At 63.8% G+C, this 18,391-nt stretch carries 19 protein-coding genes and 1 pseudogene; 7 read left to right on the top strand and 13 right to left on the bottom strand.

What is annotated here, in order from left to right; genetic code table 11:
• Positions 1 to 3 precede the first annotated feature (3 nt).
• Together H292_RS0114880 and H292_RS0114875 are read left to right on the top strand one after the other, a co-directional pair.
• Positions 4 to 414, top strand: coding sequence for an STAS domain-containing protein (locus H292_RS0114880; protein WP_020111928.1), 411 nt, complete (start codon positions 4 to 6; stop codon positions 412 to 414).
• A complete protein-coding gene (locus H292_RS0114875; protein ID WP_020111927.1) occupies positions 414 to 830 on the top strand; it encodes an ATP-binding protein in 417 nt (138 codons plus the stop codon). The genes H292_RS0114880 and H292_RS0114875 overlap by 1 nt, the downstream gene beginning before the upstream one ends.
• 8 nt (positions 831 to 838) lie before the next feature.
• Here H292_RS0114875 and H292_RS28865 read toward each other — a convergent pair whose 3' ends face one another.
• The 4 genes and pseudogenes from H292_RS28865 to H292_RS28590 all read right to left on the bottom strand — a co-directional run bounded on the left by H292_RS28865 (position 839) and on the right by H292_RS28590 (position 2,262).
• Positions 839 to 1,207 carry an LmrA/YxaF family transcription factor gene (locus tag H292_RS28865; protein ID WP_020111926.1) on the bottom strand — a complete coding sequence of 123 codons (369 nt, stop codon included), beginning with the start codon at positions 1,205 to 1,207 and terminating at the stop codon, positions 839 to 841.
• A gap of 143 nt (positions 1,208 to 1,350) precedes the next feature.
• The gene (locus H292_RS28805; protein WP_331271171.1) at positions 1,351 to 1,524 is read right to left on the bottom strand and encodes a hypothetical protein; all 174 of its coding nucleotides are present in this window, start codon (positions 1,522 to 1,524) and stop codon (positions 1,351 to 1,353) included.
• Between the two features lie 82 nt (positions 1,525 to 1,606).
• Positions 1,607 to 1,813 (bottom strand): annotated as a pseudogene (locus H292_RS28800) (sugar phosphate isomerase/epimerase family protein); the annotation flags it as partial.
• Complete coding sequence (locus tag H292_RS28590; RefSeq protein WP_231383854.1) at positions 1,729 to 2,262, bottom strand: sugar phosphate isomerase/epimerase family protein; 534 nt, start codon at positions 2,260 to 2,262, stop codon at positions 1,729 to 1,731. The gene H292_RS28590 and the pseudogene H292_RS28800, both read right to left, overlap by 85 nt.
• Positions 2,263 to 2,355: 93 nt before the next feature.
• Between H292_RS28590 and H292_RS0114860 the strand changes: the two genes are divergently transcribed.
• Positions 2,356 to 2,778, top strand: coding sequence for a hypothetical protein (locus H292_RS0114860; RefSeq protein WP_020111923.1), 423 nt, complete (start codon positions 2,356 to 2,358; stop codon positions 2,776 to 2,778).
• Between the two features lie 42 nt (positions 2,779 to 2,820).
• On the opposite strand, the gene ggt is transcribed toward H292_RS0114860, so the two are convergent.
• Together ggt and H292_RS0114850 are read right to left on the bottom strand one after the other, a co-directional pair.
• Positions 2,821 to 4,749 (bottom strand): gamma-glutamyltransferase, encoded by a 1,929-nt coding sequence (gene ggt, locus H292_RS0114855; RefSeq protein ID WP_020111922.1) that lies wholly within the window; start codon positions 4,747 to 4,749, stop codon positions 2,821 to 2,823.
• Between the two features lie 60 nt (positions 4,750 to 4,809).
• Positions 4,810 to 5,742: a LysR family transcriptional regulator gene (locus H292_RS0114850; RefSeq protein WP_019663768.1), complete on the bottom strand. Its 933-nt coding sequence runs from the start codon at positions 5,740 to 5,742 to the stop codon at positions 4,810 to 4,812.
• Positions 5,743 to 5,883: 141 nt separating this feature from the next.
• Between H292_RS0114850 and H292_RS0114845 the strand changes: the two genes are divergently transcribed.
• Together H292_RS0114845 and H292_RS0114840 are read left to right on the top strand one after the other, a co-directional pair.
• Complete coding sequence (locus H292_RS0114845) at positions 5,884 to 7,281, top strand: SLC13 family permease (RefSeq protein WP_019663767.1); 1,398 nt, start codon at positions 5,884 to 5,886, stop codon at positions 7,279 to 7,281.
• A 108-nt stretch (positions 7,282 to 7,389) separates the two neighbouring features.
• Entirely contained in the window at positions 7,390 to 8,526 is a 1,137-nt protein-coding gene (locus H292_RS0114840) for a PrpF domain-containing protein (protein ID WP_019663766.1), read from the top strand.
• 3 nt (positions 8,527 to 8,529) lie between these two features.
• Here H292_RS0114840 and H292_RS0114835 read toward each other — a convergent pair whose 3' ends face one another.
• Genes H292_RS0114835 through H292_RS0114815 form a run of 5 tightly spaced genes read right to left on the bottom strand, consistent with a single transcriptional unit; the run spans position 8,530 to position 13,390 of the window.
• Positions 8,530 to 9,006: a RidA family protein gene (locus H292_RS0114835; protein WP_020111921.1), complete on the bottom strand. Its 477-nt coding sequence runs from the start codon at positions 9,004 to 9,006 to the stop codon at positions 8,530 to 8,532.
• Positions 9,003 to 10,661 carry a M24 family metallopeptidase gene (locus H292_RS0114830; RefSeq protein ID WP_020111920.1) on the bottom strand — a complete coding sequence of 553 codons (1,659 nt, stop codon included), beginning with the start codon at positions 10,659 to 10,661 and terminating at the stop codon, positions 9,003 to 9,005. Before H292_RS0114830 ends, H292_RS0114835 begins: the two co-directional genes overlap by 4 nt.
• Positions 10,662 to 10,692: 31 nt before the next feature.
• The gene (locus tag H292_RS0114825) at positions 10,693 to 11,466 is read right to left on the bottom strand and encodes an ABC transporter ATP-binding protein (protein ID WP_019663763.1); all 774 of its coding nucleotides are present in this window, start codon (positions 11,464 to 11,466) and stop codon (positions 10,693 to 10,695) included.
• A gap of 25 nt (positions 11,467 to 11,491) precedes the next feature.
• Positions 11,492 to 12,514, bottom strand: a complete 1,023-nt coding sequence (locus tag H292_RS0114820; RefSeq protein WP_020111919.1) for an ABC transporter substrate-binding protein — start codon at positions 12,512 to 12,514, stop codon at positions 11,492 to 11,494.
• A gap of 21 nt (positions 12,515 to 12,535) precedes the next feature.
• Entirely contained in the window at positions 12,536 to 13,390 is an 855-nt protein-coding gene (locus H292_RS0114815) for an ABC transporter permease (RefSeq protein ID WP_231383853.1), read from the bottom strand.
• A 490-nt stretch (positions 13,391 to 13,880) separates the two neighbouring features.
• Here H292_RS0114815 and H292_RS0114810 point away from each other — a divergent pair, with 490 nt between their 5' ends.
• Positions 13,881 to 14,528 (top strand): TetR family transcriptional regulator, encoded by a 648-nt coding sequence (locus tag H292_RS0114810; RefSeq protein ID WP_019663760.1) that lies wholly within the window; start codon positions 13,881 to 13,883, stop codon positions 14,526 to 14,528.
• Between the two features lie 115 nt (positions 14,529 to 14,643).
• On the opposite strand, the gene dctA is transcribed toward H292_RS0114810, so the two are convergent.
• Together dctA and H292_RS0114800 are read right to left on the bottom strand one after the other, a co-directional pair.
• Entirely contained in the window at positions 14,644 to 16,086 is a 1,443-nt protein-coding gene (gene dctA, locus H292_RS0114805) for a C4-dicarboxylate transporter DctA (protein ID WP_020111918.1), read from the bottom strand.
• 79 nt (positions 16,087 to 16,165) lie between these two features.
• The gene (locus H292_RS0114800) at positions 16,166 to 17,266 is read right to left on the bottom strand and encodes a tartrate dehydrogenase (protein WP_020111917.1); all 1,101 of its coding nucleotides are present in this window, start codon (positions 17,264 to 17,266) and stop codon (positions 16,166 to 16,168) included.
• A gap of 190 nt (positions 17,267 to 17,456) precedes the next feature.
• Between H292_RS0114800 and H292_RS0114795 the strand changes: the two genes are divergently transcribed.
• Positions 17,457 to 18,365: a LysR family transcriptional regulator gene (locus H292_RS0114795; protein ID WP_020111916.1), complete on the top strand. Its 909-nt coding sequence runs from the start codon at positions 17,457 to 17,459 to the stop codon at positions 18,363 to 18,365.
• Positions 18,366 to 18,391: the final 26 nt, after the last annotated feature.

Here is an 18,391-nt window from a genome sequence, read left to right as displayed (position 1 = left end):
GCTGTGGACATCGCAGAAGAATGTGCACTCGTGGTGACCGACGACGCGGATCCGTCACCGTTTTGCGCTGTACTCACCTCGACGGGGCGGACTCGGGTGCTGACTGTGGACGGCGAACTGGACATGTCTGTCGTGCCGGATCTGGCCACAGCTGCATTTGCCGCTGCTGCCGAGGCCGAGGGTGGTCTGGTCGTCGACCTCACCGACGCTGCTTTTCTGTCCTCCAGCGCCATCACGACCCTGGTCAAGACATCCGAGCATCTGCCGCAAGGGGCGGTGATGGCGCTGGTTGCGACGCGGCCGGTCGTGCTGCGTCCGATCGAGCTCAGCGGGATAGATCGCTTCATGCAGGCCTTCCCTGATCTCGCTTCCGCGATCGCGCACGTGAGCGGCCAGGACAGCGACGCGACCTGATGACCGAACGCAACGCCGATCACCGCGCCGTCGACCCCGCTCGGTGGACACACCATGGCCACGCCGACCCGTCGTCTGCGACGATGCTGCGTCGACGCGTACGACGTTGGGCTGCATCGTTCGACGTCACCGAGGACCTCGTCGACGCCATCGAGCTCGCCACCTACGAAGCCCTCGCCAACGTCGTCGAGCACGCGTACACCACCTCGGACGAACCCGGAATCATGACGCTGACTGCCGTCCGCGAGGACTCGACCATCACGATCACCGTCGTCGACGCCGGGATCTGGAAACCTCCTGATCCCACGCCCCACCGCCGACACGGACTCGATCTGGCCGCAGCCGTCAGCGATCACCTCGCTCTCGACCACTCCGCAGTGGGAACCGTCGTATCGATGACGTGGGCGCTCGACTGAAAAGTTGATCAGGCCCGCTGTCGGCGGGGGTCTGCCTGGGTGAGGTGGTGATCGAGCAGCACGGTCAGGTGCTGCTCGACATCGTCGAGCGCTGTGCCACGCACATCCATCACGGCGCCTTCGATTGCTGCCAAGATCGTGTTCGCGAGGGATTCTGCGGTGGATTGCTCGATGCCGTGCTCGACCAGCGATGTTGCGACCGCGGGAGTGGTGGCGCGAGAGACTGCGGCTGCCCGATGGGCAGCCTGCGGTGAATTCGCTGCCGGACACCACGTTCTGACACTGCGCGATGAATGAAGCCAGGCCCTCGCGTGGGGTGGAGTGCGCGGCTGCGGCGGCGATCTGTGCTTCTCGGGTCGATGCTCCGTGGCGTACACGCCGCCGGGACCATCGTCGGGCGAGATCTGGTCGCCGAGATACGGTCCGGAGAAGTCGTCTCGACAGCGACGCTACCGTCGTGGTGCAGTGACTTCGACCCGTTCTCGGTAACCCGAGCGCTTCACCGGTAAGGCAGCGCCGCTCAGATCTGTGCGGGTTGCCAGTCGGGTGCGTGTTCGAGAATCACTTGCTGCAGTAGGCGAGTGGCCTTCCGAACACCTTCGGCAGCGTTGACCAACGCGTCCTCGTGCTCGATGTTCAGTGTGGCGTCGTAGGTGCCCGAGTCCGAGTGTGACGTAATACCATGCGCGCGCATGCGGATCGGTGACGTCGACGGTGTCGAGCACGCCGTTGTGTGCTGCATTGTGTCGGTTGATTCGTACATCCTTGGCGTGCACATGAAAGATGCTGCGGCCCAGGCTGCGAATGACCGACGGGATGTCTGCGCCCATCCACATCAGGTGCGACGGATCGAGGTTCGCCCCGACGACGGTCGGGTCGGTTGCGTCGGCGAGTCGTTTCATCGTCGAGACGTTGTAGACGAGTTGCGAGCCGCACATTTCGACTGCAAGCCGTACGCCGTGGTCTTTCGCGAAGCGTGCCAATGAATCCCAGTAGGGAAGCGCGATGTCGTTCCATTGGTACTCGAGAATCGCGAGGTTCTCGGGCGGCCACGAGGTGGTGATCCAGTTGGCCGACGAGTCGCCGGGCCCACCGGGTAGTCCGACATCAGTACGACGGTGGGCACCCCGAGCAACCCGGCGGCCTCGATGGTGCGGCGGACGACGTCGTCGTGGGCAGGTCCCGTGACGGGGTGGAGTTGATTGCCGTTCGCGTTGAGCGCGCTGATCGTGAGATGTCGCGCTTGGACTGCGTCGGTCAGTTTCGCGCGGGCCGCTTCGGATTCCACGAGTTCGGACAGGTTCGCGTGCGGCGCAGTCGACCAGTTGCCGGTAGCGATCTCCACCGACGACAGACCGGCCTCGGCGGCGATGTCGAGCGCTTCCTCGAACGGAAGATGGCTCAGCGAATCCGTGATCAGTCCGATCTGCATGTCAGTCTCCTGGTGTGGTGGTCAGCCAACACTAGAACGTGCTAGATCAGTTTGTAAAGACATAGTCCGTTCGTCGTAGGGCATCATGAGGGGATGAGTGATCTCGAATACCTGGCCACGTTGCTTGCTGGACTGGATGCGGAGATTGCGCGAGTCGCTGCTGCCGATTCGGGTTCCGACGAGCAGTCGTCTGCCATCGACGACGCGGTCGACGCTGTCCTGCGGTTGCGTGCGAAGGTCAAGGCCGGTTACCCCGGCAAGAAGGCCTATTACATCGCGGCGTCGACCGACCCGAATGGAATCCGGGTCGAGGGCATTTCTGCCCTGCAGGGCAAACGTGCCCACGAACTGGTCCGCGACGGCGGATGGATGCACACCGATTCCAGCACGGTGCTCGATCTTCTCGACGACGATCAGATCAGTCGGTACCGTGCCGTCGCGGGACGCGGCGTGACGCAAACATTTCGGGACGCACGTGAATACCTTTCGACAGCAACGGGTCTCGCCGACCAATAGATCTGACCAACGTCGATCTGGGCCGAAACGGTCGTGACTCGATCAGTTCCCCAGCACGATGCCTTCTCGACGAGGGTCGGCGCCGCCGGTCCAACCGTTGTCGGTGCGCTGGAGGGCGCTGAGGCCGCTGGATTGGTCCGCCGTGGAGACCTGGTGTCCCCATTGTTCGAGTTGGCGTACGACGGGGTCGTCCGGGCCGGTGACGTTCGGGTGTTCACCGCCGTAGTTGGTGGCAGGGGAGTTCGCCGCACCGAAGTCCACCATCGAGACGGCCTGCTGGGGGTTCATTCCCCAATCGAGAACGCCGACAAGTGTCTTGACGACGAACTGAATGATGACGGATCCGCCGGGCGAACCTGCGACCAAGGAGAGGTCGCCCCGGCTGCCGTCGTCGGTCTTGTCGAAGACGAGGGTCGGCGCCATGGAACTGCGTGGGCGCTTGCCCGGTTCCACTCGGTTGGCCAACGGAGTGCCGTCGGGTGCCACGGGCTCGGCGGAGAAGTCCGTCAGCTGATTGTTCAGCAGGAAGCCGTCGACCATGTGGAACGAGCCGAACGCGGACTCGACGGTCGTCGTCATCGACGCGGCGTTTCCGTAGCTGTCGACGACGGAGATGTGGCTGGTTCCGTGTTCCTGCTCGGTGGACGACGCGAACTGCACGGGGCCGAAGTCGCCGTGCTCGGCCTTGCCCATACTGCGCGCAGGATCGATGAGAGCCGCACGCCCCGAGAGGTATTCGGGGTCGAGGAGGGCGTCGGGTGAACCACCGGGCAGTGGTACGAAATCCGGGTCGGCGACGTAGAAGTCGCGATCAGCGTAGGCGAGCCGTTCTGCTTCGGAGATCAGATGTACACCCTCGGCCGTCGGGACACCGCCGTCGGCATCCATGTCGGTGGGCGCGTACTGGCCGAGATCGAAGTTCGACAGAATCCCCATCGTCGACGCGACGGCTATCCCACCGGACGACGGACCGGGCATCCCGCAGATGTCGTGGTCTCGGTATTCGGTGCAGACGGCGGTTCTGGTCTTCGGCTCGTAGGCGGCCAGGTCCTCCATGGTCAGCAGTCCTGGTGTCCGGCCGGCGGAGGTGTCCGCGGTGGCGTCGACGATGGCTTGCGCGATGTCGCCGGTGTAGAAGGCGTCGGCGCCGCCTGATGCGATGGCGGACAACGTCTTCGACATCCCAGGATTGGTCAGTACCGTTCCCTCGGCCTTCGGGGACGCGTCCGGATTCAGGAAGTACTCTTTCGACGACGGGTCGAGCGCGAGCTTCGGCGCGGAATCGGCAATGGACTGTGCCATTCGCGGGCTGATCTCGAAGCCGTTGTCCGCGAGCGCGACTGCCGGATCGAAGAGCTCCGCCCAGTCCTGCTTTCCGTGGTCGGCGTGGGCTTGCTCGAGCATACGCATGACGCCCGGCACGCCGATCGATCTGCCGCTGGACCGTGCGTCGGGCTGGGGCACCGTCCGGTTCACGTCGTCGATGTACCGCAGGTAGTCACCGGTGGCTGCCGCGGGTGCGACCTCACGTCCGTCGTACGCCTGTATGTCGCCCGACGCCGCGTCGTAGTAGAGGAGGAACGCGCCTCCGCCGATTCCTGACGATTGTGGTTCCACCAGACCGAGGACGGTCTGCGCGGCGATCAATGCGTCGGCGGCGGTTCCGCCGTCCGCCAGCACCTCGCACGCAGCGTCGGTGGAGATCGGATTGGCCGTCGACACAGCGAAGTCCGTGGTGTCGACCGGTTCCATCCCGGAGCGATACCCGGTGGCAATCTCCGGATTGGTACCGATGTCACCGCCGGCCGACGGCGCCGCGTCCACCGTCGTCACCGAGTCCGACGCGGGCAACGTGCAGGGCTCGGGCGCGGAGGCGTCGTCCTGTGACGTGGTGCAGGCGGTGATGGGAATCAGCACCAGAGCGCAGGCCGCAATGGTCAGTTTCTTCGCACCGAACTCCGAGACACCCATTGCCCGACGCTACCTCACGGTGTGGTGGTGACGCGTCGCTTCAGGCGTGATCGGCCCGGCTCACGCCGTTGCAGGGGCTCCTGCGATGCGGTCCGCGGCACCCCGCAGGGCGCTGGAGATCGCGTACATCGCGGGTGTGTACTGGCGGCGGGCAAGCGACGCGATGTAGATGACGCGTGTCGGAACGTTGTCCTGTGCGCGGAAGCGAACGGTCTGTACATCCGGGCGATGGTGTACCACTGCAAGTCTGGGAACCATTGCAATGCCGACTCCGGCGGCGACCATGGCTTCGATCTCCTGATAATCGTGGGCCTCGTACACCACTTCCGGCTCGAATCCTGCTGCGCGGCAACTGCGGAACAACACTTCGGCGGCCGGGTGGTCGCTGCTTCGGATGATCCACCTCGACTTCTCGAGGTCGGACAGGGCAACTTCCCTGTCTGCGTGAGTGTCGGTGATCGGGCGGAGCAGGAGGGTCTCGTCCTCCATCAACGATTCGAGCGACAGCGACCTCTCGGCTTCCTCCGTCCATGCGTAGCTCCACAGCAGGGCCAGATCCACTTCGCTGGAGTGAAGCATGTCCAGCAGCTGAGGGCGTACCGCCGACCTGACGCGGACGTCGACCCCCGGCCATCGTGCGTGGTAGTCCTTCAGTGCGTCCGAGAGCAGTGATGCGCTGACGGTGGGGAACGAGCCGAGTCTCACCGATCCACGCGTCAATCCGCGGATTGCTTCGAGATCGCCGCTTGCCGCCCGCATCTCACGGCGGAACAGTCTGGCCCTGCTCGTGAGGATCTCTCCTGCTTCCGTCAACTGCACGCCGCGGGGGAGCCGCGTCAGGACCGGCTGCTTGATGCTGTGTTCGAGCTTGGCGATGCGTTGGGACGCAGCGGACGGGGTCATGTTCGCGCGTTCGGCGCCTGCGGTCAGCGAACCCGCCTCGGCAATGTCGAGCAGGAGGAACAAGGTCACCACGTCGAAGGAGTGCTGCACAGCCGGTCTGCTTTCAGTTGAGCTAAACGAGTTGGTAGCAGAACGATATTGTTCTGAACGGCACAGGTCAATAATGTGACGTGGACAACGTTCAAGCGCTGAATGTAACCAAGGATCGACCCAGCCACCGAAAGACCTCCCATGACCTCCATCGAGTTACTGCCACTCGTCGCCCTGGTCGCGATGTTCGTGATTGCAACCTTCTTCCCGATCAACATCGGAATCCTCGGCTTCATCGGCGCGTTCGCCGTCGGGTACTTCGCGCTCGGATACGACGACAAAGAGATCCTCACGGCCTTCCCGAGTTCGATCGTCCTGACCATCGTCGGCGTCACCTACTTCTTCGGAATGGCGAAGAAGAACGGCACTATCGACCTACTGGTGAACAGCTGTATCCGGGCCGTTCACGGCCGAGTGACGGTGGTGCCGTGGGTGTTCTTCTTCGCCGCATCGGTACTCACCGCGTTGGGGACGTTCAGCCCGGCGGCCGTCGCGTTGATCACGCCCGCCGCGATGGGATTCGCCGCTCGCACCAGGATGAGCCCTCTGGTCATGGGCATCATGGCCATCAACGGCGCTCACGCAGGCGCCTTCTCACCGATCTCCGTGTCGGGTGTGCTGGTCCGCGACATCGTCGAATCCAACGGGCTGTCCATCAACCCGTGGACCCTCTTCTTCGCCAGCTACGGCATCAACCTGCTGCTCTCGGTCCTGACCGTCGTCGGCTACGCCACGTTGGCGCGTGTCCGCGGTCTCGAGTACACCGCCACCGGCACCAGCGAACCCGAGCCCACCAGCGGGTCGCGTGACGGCTCACCTCGTATGACTCCCCGGACCGGCGGCGACGGGGGTGCGGGAGTTCCGGCCGGCGGTGGTCGTCAGGCCACGCAGGTTCTCGCCAGGCCAGGCGGCACCGCAGTGCTCGGCGCGCCCGAGCCCGTCACGGCAGTGCAGAAGCTGACGTTGTTCCTCATCGGCGCGCTTCTCGTTCTCGTCCTGGTCCTGCATCTGCCGATCAGCTTCATCGCGATCGGCGCGGGCGCCGTCCTGGCCTTCACCGACTTGAAGAAGCAGAGCGAGGCGATCGCGGACATAAGCTGGTCGACGGTCCTGCTGGTCGCAGGCATGGTCACCTACATCTCGATCCTCGAAGAGGTCGGCACCATCGATCACCTGGCCGAGATGGCAATCACGATCGGCGCACCGATCGTCGTCGCGATCGTTCTCTGTTACGTCATCGGCGTCACCTCGGCATTCGCGTCGTCGACGGCGCTGCTGGCCGCGATCATCCCGCTCGCGATGCCGCTGCTCGGGACCGGAGCGCTGCCCGTCGTCGGAGTGGTGGCTGCCCTCGCGATCTCGGCGACCGTCGTCGACGTCTCCCCGTTCTCCACCAACGGCGCACTGGTGCTGGCCAACGCTCAGAACATCGAGAGACCGCGTTTCTACCGCCAGCTTCTCCTCAACGCAGGCATCGTCGTCGCCATCGCACCTGCGCTGTGCTGGCTGATCCTCGTCGTCGTGCCGGAGATGCTCTGATCGCGTTAAGTTCTCCTGAGCCTCACGAACATATTTCGTAATTGTCCTTGACGCGCTGAGAACGCACGCTGGGATCAAGCTTCAGAACATGATCGAAAGGCACACCGGATGTTCACTCTTCGAGGAACCTGGATGCGCGGCGGCACCAGCAAGTGCTGGCTGTTCAATGCCGTGGACATCGACCCCTACATCGCCGACGCCGGGGGACTGGACGCGATCCTGACCGCAGCCTTCGGGTCGGGAGATCCCCGCCAACTCGACGGCGTGGGCGGGGGAAGCTCGACAACGTCCAAAGCAGCGATCGTGCGACGCTCGGCCACCCCCGGCATCGACGTCGACTACCTGTTCGCGCAGGTCGCCGTCGAGAATCGAACCGTCGAATGGGGAAGCAACTGCGGCAACTGCGCCACCGCGATCGGTCTCTACGCGGTGCAGGCGGGACTGGTTCCCGTAGGCAACACGGTCACCGTCGTCCGGATGCGCAACGAGAACACCGGTGCCATTCTCGCCGCGGACATCGCGACACCCGGCGGCCGAGTCCCCACCGAGGGCGACGCCGCAGTGCCCGGCACCACCGCACTCGGCGTCCCCGTCGGGCTGACCTTCACCGATCTTGCTGCCGATCGAGTCTCGCTTCTGCCGACGGGTGAAGCCGTCGACAGGATCGAACTGGACGGGAAGGAGTACCGGGGCACCCTCGTTCGAGCGGGCGCCCCGGCGGCTCTCTTCGACGCCTCGGACCTGGGACTCGGCGCGTCCGAACCCAACGACGTTCTCGCCCTGCATCTGCCGGTTCTCGTAGCACTGCGCAGACAAGCAGCGCTTCGCATGGGACTCAGTGCACCCGACGAGCCGATCACCCACGCGATCCCCAAGGTGGGGGTCGTCGGACCGCCGCGGGACTACCGCACAACCGCCGGTGTCGACGTCGACGCGGCCGACTACGACATCTCCGTCCGCATGCTGTCGATGATGGCGCCCCATCCGGCCATCGGTCTGACGTCCGCTGTCGCCGTTGCCGCCGCAGCCACCGTCTCCGGTGGGGTGGTCGCGACCAATGCCCGTATCGGATGGCCGGGTTCCATCCGAATCGGCACCGCCGCGGGGGTTCTCGACGTCGATATCGCCCTGGACTCGGCCGGACTGCTGCACTCGGTCACGCTGCGTCGGGCGGTTCGCCGCATCGCCACCGCCGAACTGTTCGTGGCCGTACCGTCGCCGATCCTGGCCTCGGTCGGTAGCTGAACGCTACTGCCTTACAGCGACGACGGCTTCCAGCTCGACCAGAGCATTCTTCGGCAGCACATGCGTCGGCAACGTCGTTCGAGCGTGACGACCCGCAGGGCCCAACACGTCGATCAGAAGTCCCGACGCGGATTCGGCAGCGGCCGGTTGGTCCGTGAAGTCCGGTCCGCTGGCGATCCAGACGTTCAGTTTGAGAACCTGCGTCACGTTCTCGAGTCCGACGGCCTGGTCGATTCTGGCCAGCAGATTGAGAGCGGCGACCTCGGCGGCGGCCGCGGCGTCCTCGGTGGTGGCGTCCACCCCTGCCTTGCCGCTGAGGATCTCTCCGCTCGGGGTCCGCGAGATCTGTCCCGACAGGTACAGCACGTCGCGGTGCTGCGTCCAGGCGTCGTACGAGTACGCCGGGGCGCCGAGCTCGGGCAAGCTCAGGTTCCGTTCTGCGAGACGCTGCCGGGGATCGATGGTGCTGGTGTCGGTCATGCCGTGGTCCTGTCGCGTCGAGTGAGGTTGTAGGTTCGGCTCCGGCCGATGAACCAGAGATCTTCGGTTCCGATTGCCACATCTCCGTACCGCCAGGGGATCTCGGCGGCGCCGTACGATCCGACGTCCAAGGCGTGCTTGTACCCGGGACGCAGCTCGTTGGCGAAGGACTCCTGTTTGCCCATGAGATGGCCGACGTTGCGGCGACGATAGATGGTGTCGAAATCGGTGTCCTCGCCCAGCATTCCGATCTCGATCATGCGGGGGAGGTGCGGGGCCAGGAACTGCAGTGTTCCTTCGTGTACGTCCTCGCAGACGACGCCGGGACGAAGTTGACCGATGATGCCCTCCCGCACGACGGTGAAGAAGAACTCGTACGCCTCCTTGGCTGCAGGAGTGCGGGGCAGCGAACGCGCCATGTCGGACGTCGCGACGACGACGCCGTCGATGGTCACCTGCACACCGGCGTCGAGCTGAATGCACGTGGTGTCCCCGTTGATCGGGAAGTCGACGGGTGGGCCAGGGAACAGCATGCGGTTCGACGAGTGCAGGTTGGTGAAATACGGCTCGACGACGAACCCGATGGCATTCTCGGTCGTGAACTTGTCGATGAAGTCGACGTAGCGGCCGTAGATGTCCAGTTCGGTGAACTCGTTGCCTGCGTCGATTTCCTGTTCGGCCCAGGCCAGCGCCTCCTCGATCGCGTACACGCTCGTCCTGGCCGCGATGACCTGGAACGGTAGGTCTTCGTGATCGCGGATGTCGCGCCAGTGCGCCAGATCGATCGACGCGGAGACCGGATTCAACCCGGCGGCCACGAGCTGTCCGGCGATCCCGACGGACATGAATTCTTCCTCGATACCGATCCGCTTCCCGGGCACCAGTGCCGCGACGGCCTCGGCGAGAGAGGCATAGTGGCCGACCGCGTCGCCGTACTCGCTTCCGTCGGCGGTGGTGATCACGAACACCCGGTCGCTCCCCGGTGACCACACTGCGATGTCACCGCGTGCCGACCTGCCGGTGATCTCGGAGAAGTTCGGCGGCGCGAGCACGACCAGACCGTCGACACTGCGTTCGGCGGCAATGGATTCCAAGCCCCTGAAACGAGTGTCCGCGGCACCGAAATCCTCGGTCAGACCCTGCAGGTGCGGCACGTCGGAAATCAGCGCGGTGGCGACGTCGGCCCCACGTCGACGCCAGTCGGTGAACCGATCGACGATCTCCGACGTCGAGATCGCGTGAACACGAACAGGACTCGGAGCGAGAGGTTCGGTGGTGACCGTCAGGCTGTCCGAGAGCGTCAACTGGTGGCTGTAGACCACGTCGGCGTCGAGATGCACGGCGTCGTCGTCGGCAAGGTTCTTCACCAGGGAGGTAAGACTCTGCGCGACGGTGACATCGGCGATGGGACGTGGATCGATGGTGACCCACGGTGCGTAGAAGCGGATGCGCTCGGGGGCGACGCCGGCCGAGAGGACGTTGCCCTGTTCCTGCTGGCGGACGAGGAGGATGGCGTCCTCACCGTCGCGGGATGCGATCAGTGGCGTGACGAGCGGATGGGAGTCCAACCGAATGGCCGAGAACAGCAGACTCTTCCGGGGGTGCAGGCCGAACTCGTCGGCCAGCGTGTCGAGATGTGCGGATAGACGCAACATGAATACTCCTGTCGTTGAAAACTAGTCGAGGTCAGCTGATTCCGGCAGTGACCCCGATGTGCGACTCGACTTCGGTGACGTAGTCGGCGAACGTGGGTGAATAGCGGTGCTCTTTGTCGCGGGGGCGGGGCAAGTCGATCGTGATGTCGGCGATGATCCGGCCCGGGCGGTCTCCGACGACCACGACGCGGTCACCCAGCCAGACGGCCTCGGAGATGCTGTGGGTGACGAAGACGACGCTGCATCCCGTCTTCTGCCAGATGCGCTGGATCTCGAAGTTCATGGTGTCGCGGGTCATCGCGTCGAGTGCACCGAACGGTTCGTCCATCAAGAGCAGCTCCGGGTCCGACACCAAAGCCCGACAGATGGCGACTCGCTGCTGCATACCGCCCGACAACTCGTAGGAGTAGCGCTTGGCTTTGTCCTTGAGCCCCACCATGTCCAGGAGTTCGAGTGCCCTGGCCTTCGATGCGTTGTCGCGAGTGCCTCTGAACTCCAGCGGCAGCAGGACATTGTCGAGGTTGTTGCGCCACGGCAGCAGGACCGGGCTCTGGAAGACCATGCCGATCTCTTCGACACCCGCGGCGATCGGATCGCCCTTGATGAGCACCTCGCCCTTCGTCGCCGCCTGGAGCCCGGAGATGGTTTTCAGAAGGGTCGTCTTGCCGCTGCCGGACTGGCCGACGATCGAGACGAACTGGCCGTGCTCGACGTCGAAGTTCACGCCGTCGAGGACCGCGTTGGTGTCTCCGTCGCGCGATCGGAACGAGACCCCTACATTGTTGACTTCAACTGCCTTGTTCATTGTTCTCTCCCGGTCAGGTAGGCGGTCATGGTGCGGAGATCTCGTCGGAAGTGGGTAGTGGGTCGATGTAGTCGTTGCTGTAGACCTGTGCGGGCGTCAGCGTCGAGTTCGGATCGAGACCGAGAAACTCTCGGGAGACGTCGATCATCTGTTGGACGCCGTCGTCGGTCATGAGGCCGAAGGGCTCCGACTCCTCGCCGAGGCGATTGTTCAGCGCGCACTGTTCGTCCAGGGCAAGAACGACGGTGCTGGTCTCGTACCCCTGCACCTCCTTGTGGAACGAGTCGGCAGCGCCCTCCGGGTTCTCGCAGGACCACAGGTATGCCTTCTGCAGCGCCCGGTTGAACTTGACGACGCGCTCCGGGTTGTTCTGCAGTTGCTCGTTGGAGAAGACGATTCCGTTGCCGTACAGATCGATGCCGAGGTCGGACCACTTCAACACCACCGGCTCCTTGCCGAGGGCATCGATAGCCGGACCGTCGGATACCGAGAGAGCCAAATTGGCGTCCCACTGGCCCGAGACGAGCCCGGGAATCTTGGCGCTGCTGGCCGCGTGGATCACGTTCACGTCGTCGGCGGAGAGGCCCAACTTGCTCAGAGCGTACGGCCACATGGCTGTCATCGCGCCTGCACCCTCGGTTGCAATGGTTCTGCCCGGCAGGTCTTCCCAACTGTGGATGTCGCCGTCGGACAAGGCAACCACCGCGTAGGCCGACCGGGCCTGCAGCAGGTCCACCTGCGTCACCTGAGCGCCGCGACCCTGGTTGAGGACGGTGACACCGAAATCGGCCCACCCGGCGTCGACCTTGCCGGTATCCACGGCGGCGACGGTGTTACCCGACCCGGATCCGGGCATCACGGTGACGTCGAGGCCTTCCTCCTCGAAGAATCCACGATCAACGGCCGCGAAGAAGGGTGCGTGCTTGGGCAGGTACCCGACGTCGACCATCAGCGACATCTTCTCGCCGGATCCTGTTGCGCTACAGGCGGTCAACGGTGCGACGAGGGCGGCGGCGATCATCAACGCCGCAGTGCGTGTCCTACGCATTCTGGTCTCCAGTTCGATCGGTCATTTCGCGTGGGACTTCCAGGGCATGAGCTTCTTGCCGGCGAAGTCGACGACGAAGAACAGAACCAACGCGATGGCGGCGAGTACGAAGAACGCCGCGAACATGGCGGCCAGATCCACCTGACTGTTGGCGAGCATGATCACGTATCCGAGGCCCTTCGACCCGGCGATGAACTCACCGACGACGGCGCCGCCCACAGCAAGGGAGATCGAGATCTTGGCACCGGAGAAGATCGACGGAAGTGCGTAGATGAACTCGATTTTCGTCAGACGCTTCCATGTCGACGCCTTGTTGATCCGCGCCAGTTCCTTCAGCTCGTGCGGAACGGTGCTGAGACCGTCGAACGTGTTGATGACCAGTGGGAAGAATGCAATTGCCATGGCGACGAACGCTTTCGACTCGAAGCCGAAGCCGAACCACACGATGAACAGAGGTGCCAGGGCGACCTTGGGAATCGTGTCGATCGTGACGAGGGCCGGATAGAGAAACGTGCGGATCGTCGGTGAATAGTGCAGCAGGCCCCCGCACACGATGCCGAGCAACGTGCCGCCGACGAATCCAGCCAGCGCCTCGCCGATCGTCACCCAGGCGTTCGTCGCGAAATAGTCGAAGCGGGAGAACAGTTCGGCGAACGCCGCGACGGGTCCGACCAGAATGTATTCAGGAGGTCGGGTTATCGCCACTGCCAGTTCCCACAGGCCCAACAGCCCGAGGATGCCGACGACGGCTTTGGTGCCGGTGACGAGCGAGTCGCGACGAGGCCACGGCCTGCGGGTCGGTACTCGAACCGGCGGTGCGGCAGGAGTCGGAACGCCTGCGGGCGCTGCGCTTGTCTGTATTTCGGATGCTGTCATGGCCATTCATCCTTCGGTGAGGGATCGAATTCAGGGCTGGATCGTTGTGACCGAACGACGACTGGGGTTGCCGACACGGTGCGGGCTCGACGAGGACTGGTGGGCGCAGGCATTCCGGCGTGCCTGCACCGCTCGGTGGTGCGACTGCTCCCGATTGCGCGATCGGCAGCGACTACTTCGTCTGCATGAACAGGGTTTCACTTTTTGGTGAACTAGGCGAACCGTACAACGTGATCGTCGACACGTCCATAGATCGCCGGCAGACAATGTCCACGCGCTGACCGGTGGAGACAGCTGTTCGTGCCGCTCTACCGGCGTCGATGCCCCAGTTGAATCGACGGATGCCAAAAAGAATGGGCGTGTACCGGCCTTCCGGCCCCGCGATCGACGTCTTCGTCCACCGGATCGGCCTGTACCGTGGTTCACTGTCTGGTGTAAGTCGCCGAACAGGCGTAGGGAACGAGTGGAGACAGCCAGGGGGTTCGACACGATGTCGACAGCGTCCGAGGTTCAGGGCCGCCGAGGTGCACGCGGCGGGGATGTTCGGGGCAACATCTTGACGGAGGCCATGGCGGAGTTCGCGGCCAAGGGCTTCACCGGCGCCCGAATGGACGACATCGCGCTACGGACGAAGACGACGAAGAAGATGATCTACTACTACTTCGGCGACAAGAAAGGTCTCTACCGATCGGTGCTCGAGAGCGCGATCGTCAACATTCGCGCCGAGGAGCAGCGGGTTCACGTCGACGAACTCGATCCCGTGGACGCACTCCGGCGCGTCGTCGAGCTGACCTTCGACTACCACGAGCGGAACCCCGACTTCGTCCGTCTGATGGCGAGCGAGAACACGCTCAAAGCCTTCTACCTGGGACAATCCGGGGAGCGCAGCGAACTCGCCGGCCCGGCACTGGATCTACTGTCCGACATCCTCCACCGCGGCCGTGAGGCGAAAGTCTTCAAAGACGGTATCGACGCCGTCGACCTCCACTTCACCATCACCAGCTTCAGCTTCTTCCGCGTCTCCAACCAGTACACCTTCGACTGGCTGTTCCAGTTCGACCCCGTCGCGCCCGAGAACCGGGAGCGTCTTCGAAAAATGCTCACCGACATGGTCATCGGATACGTGACGGTCGGCTGACGCTGCACAGAGTGTGGTCTGGAGACACGAATTGCCCGATACTTCGTCGATTCGGCGCTAATCCGCGAATTCGTGAAGTATCGGGCAATTCGTAGCACTCGGTCGTAGTGGCGCCCTAGCTGTGACTCGAGCTGCTCGACTGTGTCGCGGGCTGCAGTTGTTCGTGAACTGCCGAGGAGCGCGCGGTGACGGGTTGCGGCTGGTGTTCGAGGACTTCCATGTCGAAGTCGTTCTCGGTGTCGCCCTCGGGAGGGGGAAGTACTTCGCCGGCGAAGACGCGGCGGGCGCGGTCGACGTCGAGTTCATGGTTCCATTTGGCGACGAACAGGGTGGCGACGGCGTTGCCGATGAAATTGACCAGTGCGCGGCATTCGGACATGAACTTGTCGATGCCGAAGATGAGCATGATGCCTGCGGCGGGGATGGTGCCCAGTGTGCTCAATGTCGCTGTCAGGGCGATGAATCCGCCGCCGGCCACTCCTGCCGCTCCCTTGGAGGTGAGGAGCATGACGCCGAGGAGTCCGAGCTGCTGGGCGATCGTCAGGTCGGTGTTGGTGGCCTGCGCGATGTAGAGCGCAGCGAGGGAGAGGTAGATCGCGGCGCCGTCGAGGTTGAAGCTGTAGCCGGTGGGGACGACGAGGCCGACGGTGGTCTTCTTGACGCCTGCGTATTCGAGTTTGCGCATCAACCCCGGCAAAGCGGGTTCGGCGGTTGATGTGCCGAGGATCAGCAGGAGTTCTTCTTTGAAGAAGCCCAACATTCGGAAGATGTTGAGCCGCAGGTACGCCATGACCGACCCGAGTACGACGATGACGAACAGTGCCGAGGTGGCGTAGAACAGAAGGATGAGGCTGCCGAGGCTGGTGAGCGTGGACACGCCGTACTTGCCGATGGCGAATGCCATGGCTCCGAAGGCTCCCAGTGGGGCGAGCTTCATGATGAAGCTCAGGACCTTGAACACGACCGCAGTGAGTCGCTCGACGGCATCTCGGATCGGATCCGAGATCTGGCCCACCGCATTGATGGCGACGCCGAAGATGACGGCAAGGAAGATGACCTGAAGGATGTCGCCCTCGACGAAGGGGCCGACGACACTGTCCGGGACGAGGTGGGTGATGAATTCCCACCATTCCTTCTCCTCGCCTGCCTTGATGAAACTGTTTGCCGAGTCGGTGGTTTCGAGGGATGCTGCGTCCGCGTTGACCCCGTCACCCAGTCGGAAGATGTTGATGGCCACCAAGCCGGTGAGCATCGCGATGATGGTGCCGACTTGGAAGTAGGTCAGAGCCTTGATGCCGGTCAGGCCGACCTTCTTGAGGTCTGCGACCGAGGCGATGCCGCCGACGATGGTCAGGAACACGATCGGCCCGATGAGCATCTTCATCGCGGTGATGAAGGTGGTTCCGATCGGTTCCATCGCTTCGCCGGTGCTAGGCCAGAGCCATCCGACACCGATGCCGGCGACGATGGCGACGATGACCCAGAAGTAGAGCTGTTTGTACCAGGGTTTCTTCACCGTGGTCGGTTGGTAACTCGCTGTGCTGCTTGTTGTTCCCATGAGATTCACCTCGGGTGAGAGTTCGCATTTTCTTCGTTGCTGGTCGAGAGTTACCGACCGACGTGGGTGACGCGGTGGATCAGGCGGGTGTCAGGGCGTTCTGCAGTGCATGGACGATGGCCTCGGTGACCTCGTGGGTGTCCGAGGTACCGCCGATGTCGCGCGTCAGTGCGCCGCCACCGGTCGCCGTTTCGATCGCAGATTCGACGCGGCGCGCTTCCGCGTGCAGCCCGAAGTGATCGAGCATCAACGCTGCGCTGGCGATGGCGCCGATCGGGTTGCTGATCCCCTTGCCTGCGATATCGGGGGCCGAGCCGTGAACGGGTTCGAACATGCTCGGGAAGCGGCGCTCGGGGTTGAGGTTCGCGCTCGCGGCGACGCCCAGGCTTCCCGCAAGGGCGGAACCGAGGTCGGAGAGGATGTCGGCGTTGAGGTTGGAGGCCACGACGACGGACAGGTCCTCCGGATGCAGGATGAACTTTGCGCTCATGGCGTCGACGAGCACGCTTTCGGTCATGACGTCGGGGTAATCGAGTGCGACGCGCTTGAAGACGTCGTCCCACAGCACCATTCCGTACTGCTGAGCGTTGGATTTCGTGACGCTGGAGACTTTCTTCACGCTACGGGTACGGGCTAGATCGAACGCGAAGCGCATGATGCGCTCGCATCCCTTCTCGGTGAACAGCGCGGTCTGCAGTGCGACTTCGTTCCCGGGTCCGCGGCCGCTCAGGTTGCGCCCTCCGAGGCCTGCGTACTCGCCTTCACTGTTCTCGCGGACGACGACCCAGTCGAGTTCGGTGTCGTCGGCCTTCCGAAGCGGCGACTGGACGCCGGGGAGGAACTTCACCGGGCGAACGTTGGCCCATTGGTCGAAGTTCTGCGTGATGTTGAGCCGCAGACCCCACAGGCTGATGTGATCCGGAACGTTTTCCCAGCCGACAGCACCGAAGTAGATGGCGTCGTAGCCCTTCAGAGTGTCCAGTCCGTCGTCGGCCATCATCTTGCCTGTTTCGGCGTAGTAGCCGCAGCCCCAGGGGAACTCGTCCCACTGGAAGGCGAACTTGCCGCCGGACTGCGCGGCCAGAACGTCCAACACGCGCCGGCCCGCCTCGACCACCTCGCGACCGACACCGTCGGCCGGGATGGACGCGATCTTGTATGTGGTGGGTTCGATTGCCATGAGTTCCTCCGTTGTTGTGCAGGTCACATTCTGTCTTGAACCATTAAGGGGTGACAGGGCAATCGGCGTCCAAGACCAAAAGCCGATCCGGCTTATCGGTTTTTCCTAATCGAGTCGGATTTTCGCAGGTAGAGTGCGTGCTCGGGCACCGGCTTCACGGAGCGTCATCACACCCGAGGAGGTTCGACGGATGGACGCGCGGCATCTGAGGTACTTTCTGGCCGTCGTCGACGAAGGGGGCATCAACCGGGCAGCCGAGGCGCTTCTCATTGCGCAGCCGTCTCTGTCTCAGTCGATCGCATCGTTGGAGCGGGAGCTGGGTGTTCCGCTTTTCCACCGCATCGGACGACGCTTGGTCCTGAGCGATGCGGGCGAGACCTTGATCGGCCCCGCGCGGGTGGTGCTGCGAGACCTCGACGACGCGGCCGCCTCGGTCGAGGAGTTGAAGGGTTTGCGTCGTGGACGTGTAGATCTGATCACGATGCCCTCACCGGGTATCGAGCCGTTGACGACCATCCTGACTCGGTTCAGCACGTCGTATCCGTCCGTCACCGTGAACGCCGAGGCTGCCTTCACCCCGGACGAGGTTTTGCACGCAGTGCGAACCGGCGCGTGCGAAGTGGGAATTCTGGGTTCGCCCAGTGACGTCCGTGCCCCCGAGCTGGAGGTCGTGGCACTGGAAAGCCAACCGTTGATCCTCATCTCGGGCGCGGGCGCGAACACCCCGGACGCCCCGGTCATCGAACGGTCCGAACTGTCCGGACTGAGACTGATCGTGTCCCAGCACGGTTCGTTGATGCGAACACTCGTCGACGAGGTGCTCGCGAGTGGCGTCGACGCCACCATCGCCGCCGAGGTTGCACATCGAACGTCGATCCTGCCGATGGTGCTCAGTGGATTCGGCCAGGCGGTCATGCCGTCGTCGTGGGCGCCGTCGGCGCGGCAGGCGGGCGCCAGAATTCACCGGATCGTCCCGGAGTCGTATCTGCACGTCGCCGCCGTCTGCCGGAAAACTCACCTGACACCGCCCGCGCAGAAACTCATGGACGAAGCGCGGTTGTATGCAACAGGGCAGCCGGCCCTGTGGGATCAAGGGTGAGGTGCTCGTCGAAGTCAGCGGCGAAT

The sequence above is a fragment of the Rhodococcus sp. 114MFTsu3.1 genome (genome assembly GCF_000383555.1).
GTDB classification, from domain to species: Bacteria; Actinomycetota; Actinomycetes; order Mycobacteriales; family Mycobacteriaceae; genus Rhodococcoides; species Rhodococcoides fascians_E.
The sequence above is the reverse complement of the archived record's forward strand: the minus strand, read 5'-3'. Positions and strand labels throughout refer to the sequence as shown.

Coding starts and splice junctions, on each gene's coding strand:
- H292_RS0114875 (WP_020111927.1), top strand. CDS start 414: ATGACCGAACGCAACGCCGATCACCGCGCCGTCGACCCCGCTCGGTGG.
- H292_RS28805 (WP_331271171.1), bottom strand. CDS start 1,524: ATGCGCGCGCATGGTATTACGTCACACTCGGACTCGGGCACCTACGAC.
- H292_RS28590 (WP_231383854.1), bottom strand. CDS start 2,262: ATGCAGATCGGACTGATCACGGATTCGCTGAGCCATCTTCCGTTCGAG.
- H292_RS0114860 (WP_020111923.1), top strand. CDS start 2,356: ATGAGTGATCTCGAATACCTGGCCACGTTGCTTGCTGGACTGGATGCG.
- ggt (WP_020111922.1), bottom strand. CDS start 4,749: ATGGGTGTCTCGGAGTTCGGTGCGAAGAAACTGACCATTGCGGCCTGC.
- H292_RS0114845 (WP_019663767.1), top strand. CDS start 5,884: ATGACCTCCATCGAGTTACTGCCACTCGTCGCCCTGGTCGCGATGTTC.
- H292_RS0114840 (WP_019663766.1), top strand. CDS start 7,390: ATGTTCACTCTTCGAGGAACCTGGATGCGCGGCGGCACCAGCAAGTGC.
- H292_RS0114835 (WP_020111921.1), bottom strand. CDS start 9,006: ATGACCGACACCAGCACCATCGATCCCCGGCAGCGTCTCGCAGAACGG.
- H292_RS0114830 (WP_020111920.1), bottom strand. CDS start 10,661: ATGTTGCGTCTATCCGCACATCTCGACACGCTGGCCGACGAGTTCGGC.
- H292_RS0114825 (WP_019663763.1), bottom strand. CDS start 11,466: ATGAACAAGGCAGTTGAAGTCAACAATGTAGGGGTCTCGTTCCGATCG.
- H292_RS0114820 (WP_020111919.1), bottom strand. CDS start 12,514: ATGCGTAGGACACGCACTGCGGCGTTGATGATCGCCGCCGCCCTCGTC.
- H292_RS0114815 (WP_231383853.1), bottom strand. CDS start 13,390: ATGACAGCATCCGAAATACAGACAAGCGCAGCGCCCGCAGGCGTTCCG.
- H292_RS0114810 (WP_019663760.1), top strand. CDS start 13,881: ATGTCGACAGCGTCCGAGGTTCAGGGCCGCCGAGGTGCACGCGGCGGG.
- dctA (WP_020111918.1), bottom strand. CDS start 16,086: ATGGGAACAACAAGCAGCACAGCGAGTTACCAACCGACCACGGTGAAG.
- H292_RS0114800 (WP_020111917.1), bottom strand. CDS start 17,266: ATGGCAATCGAACCCACCACATACAAGATCGCGTCCATCCCGGCCGAC.
- H292_RS0114795 (WP_020111916.1), top strand. CDS start 17,457: ATGGACGCGCGGCATCTGAGGTACTTTCTGGCCGTCGTCGACGAAGGG.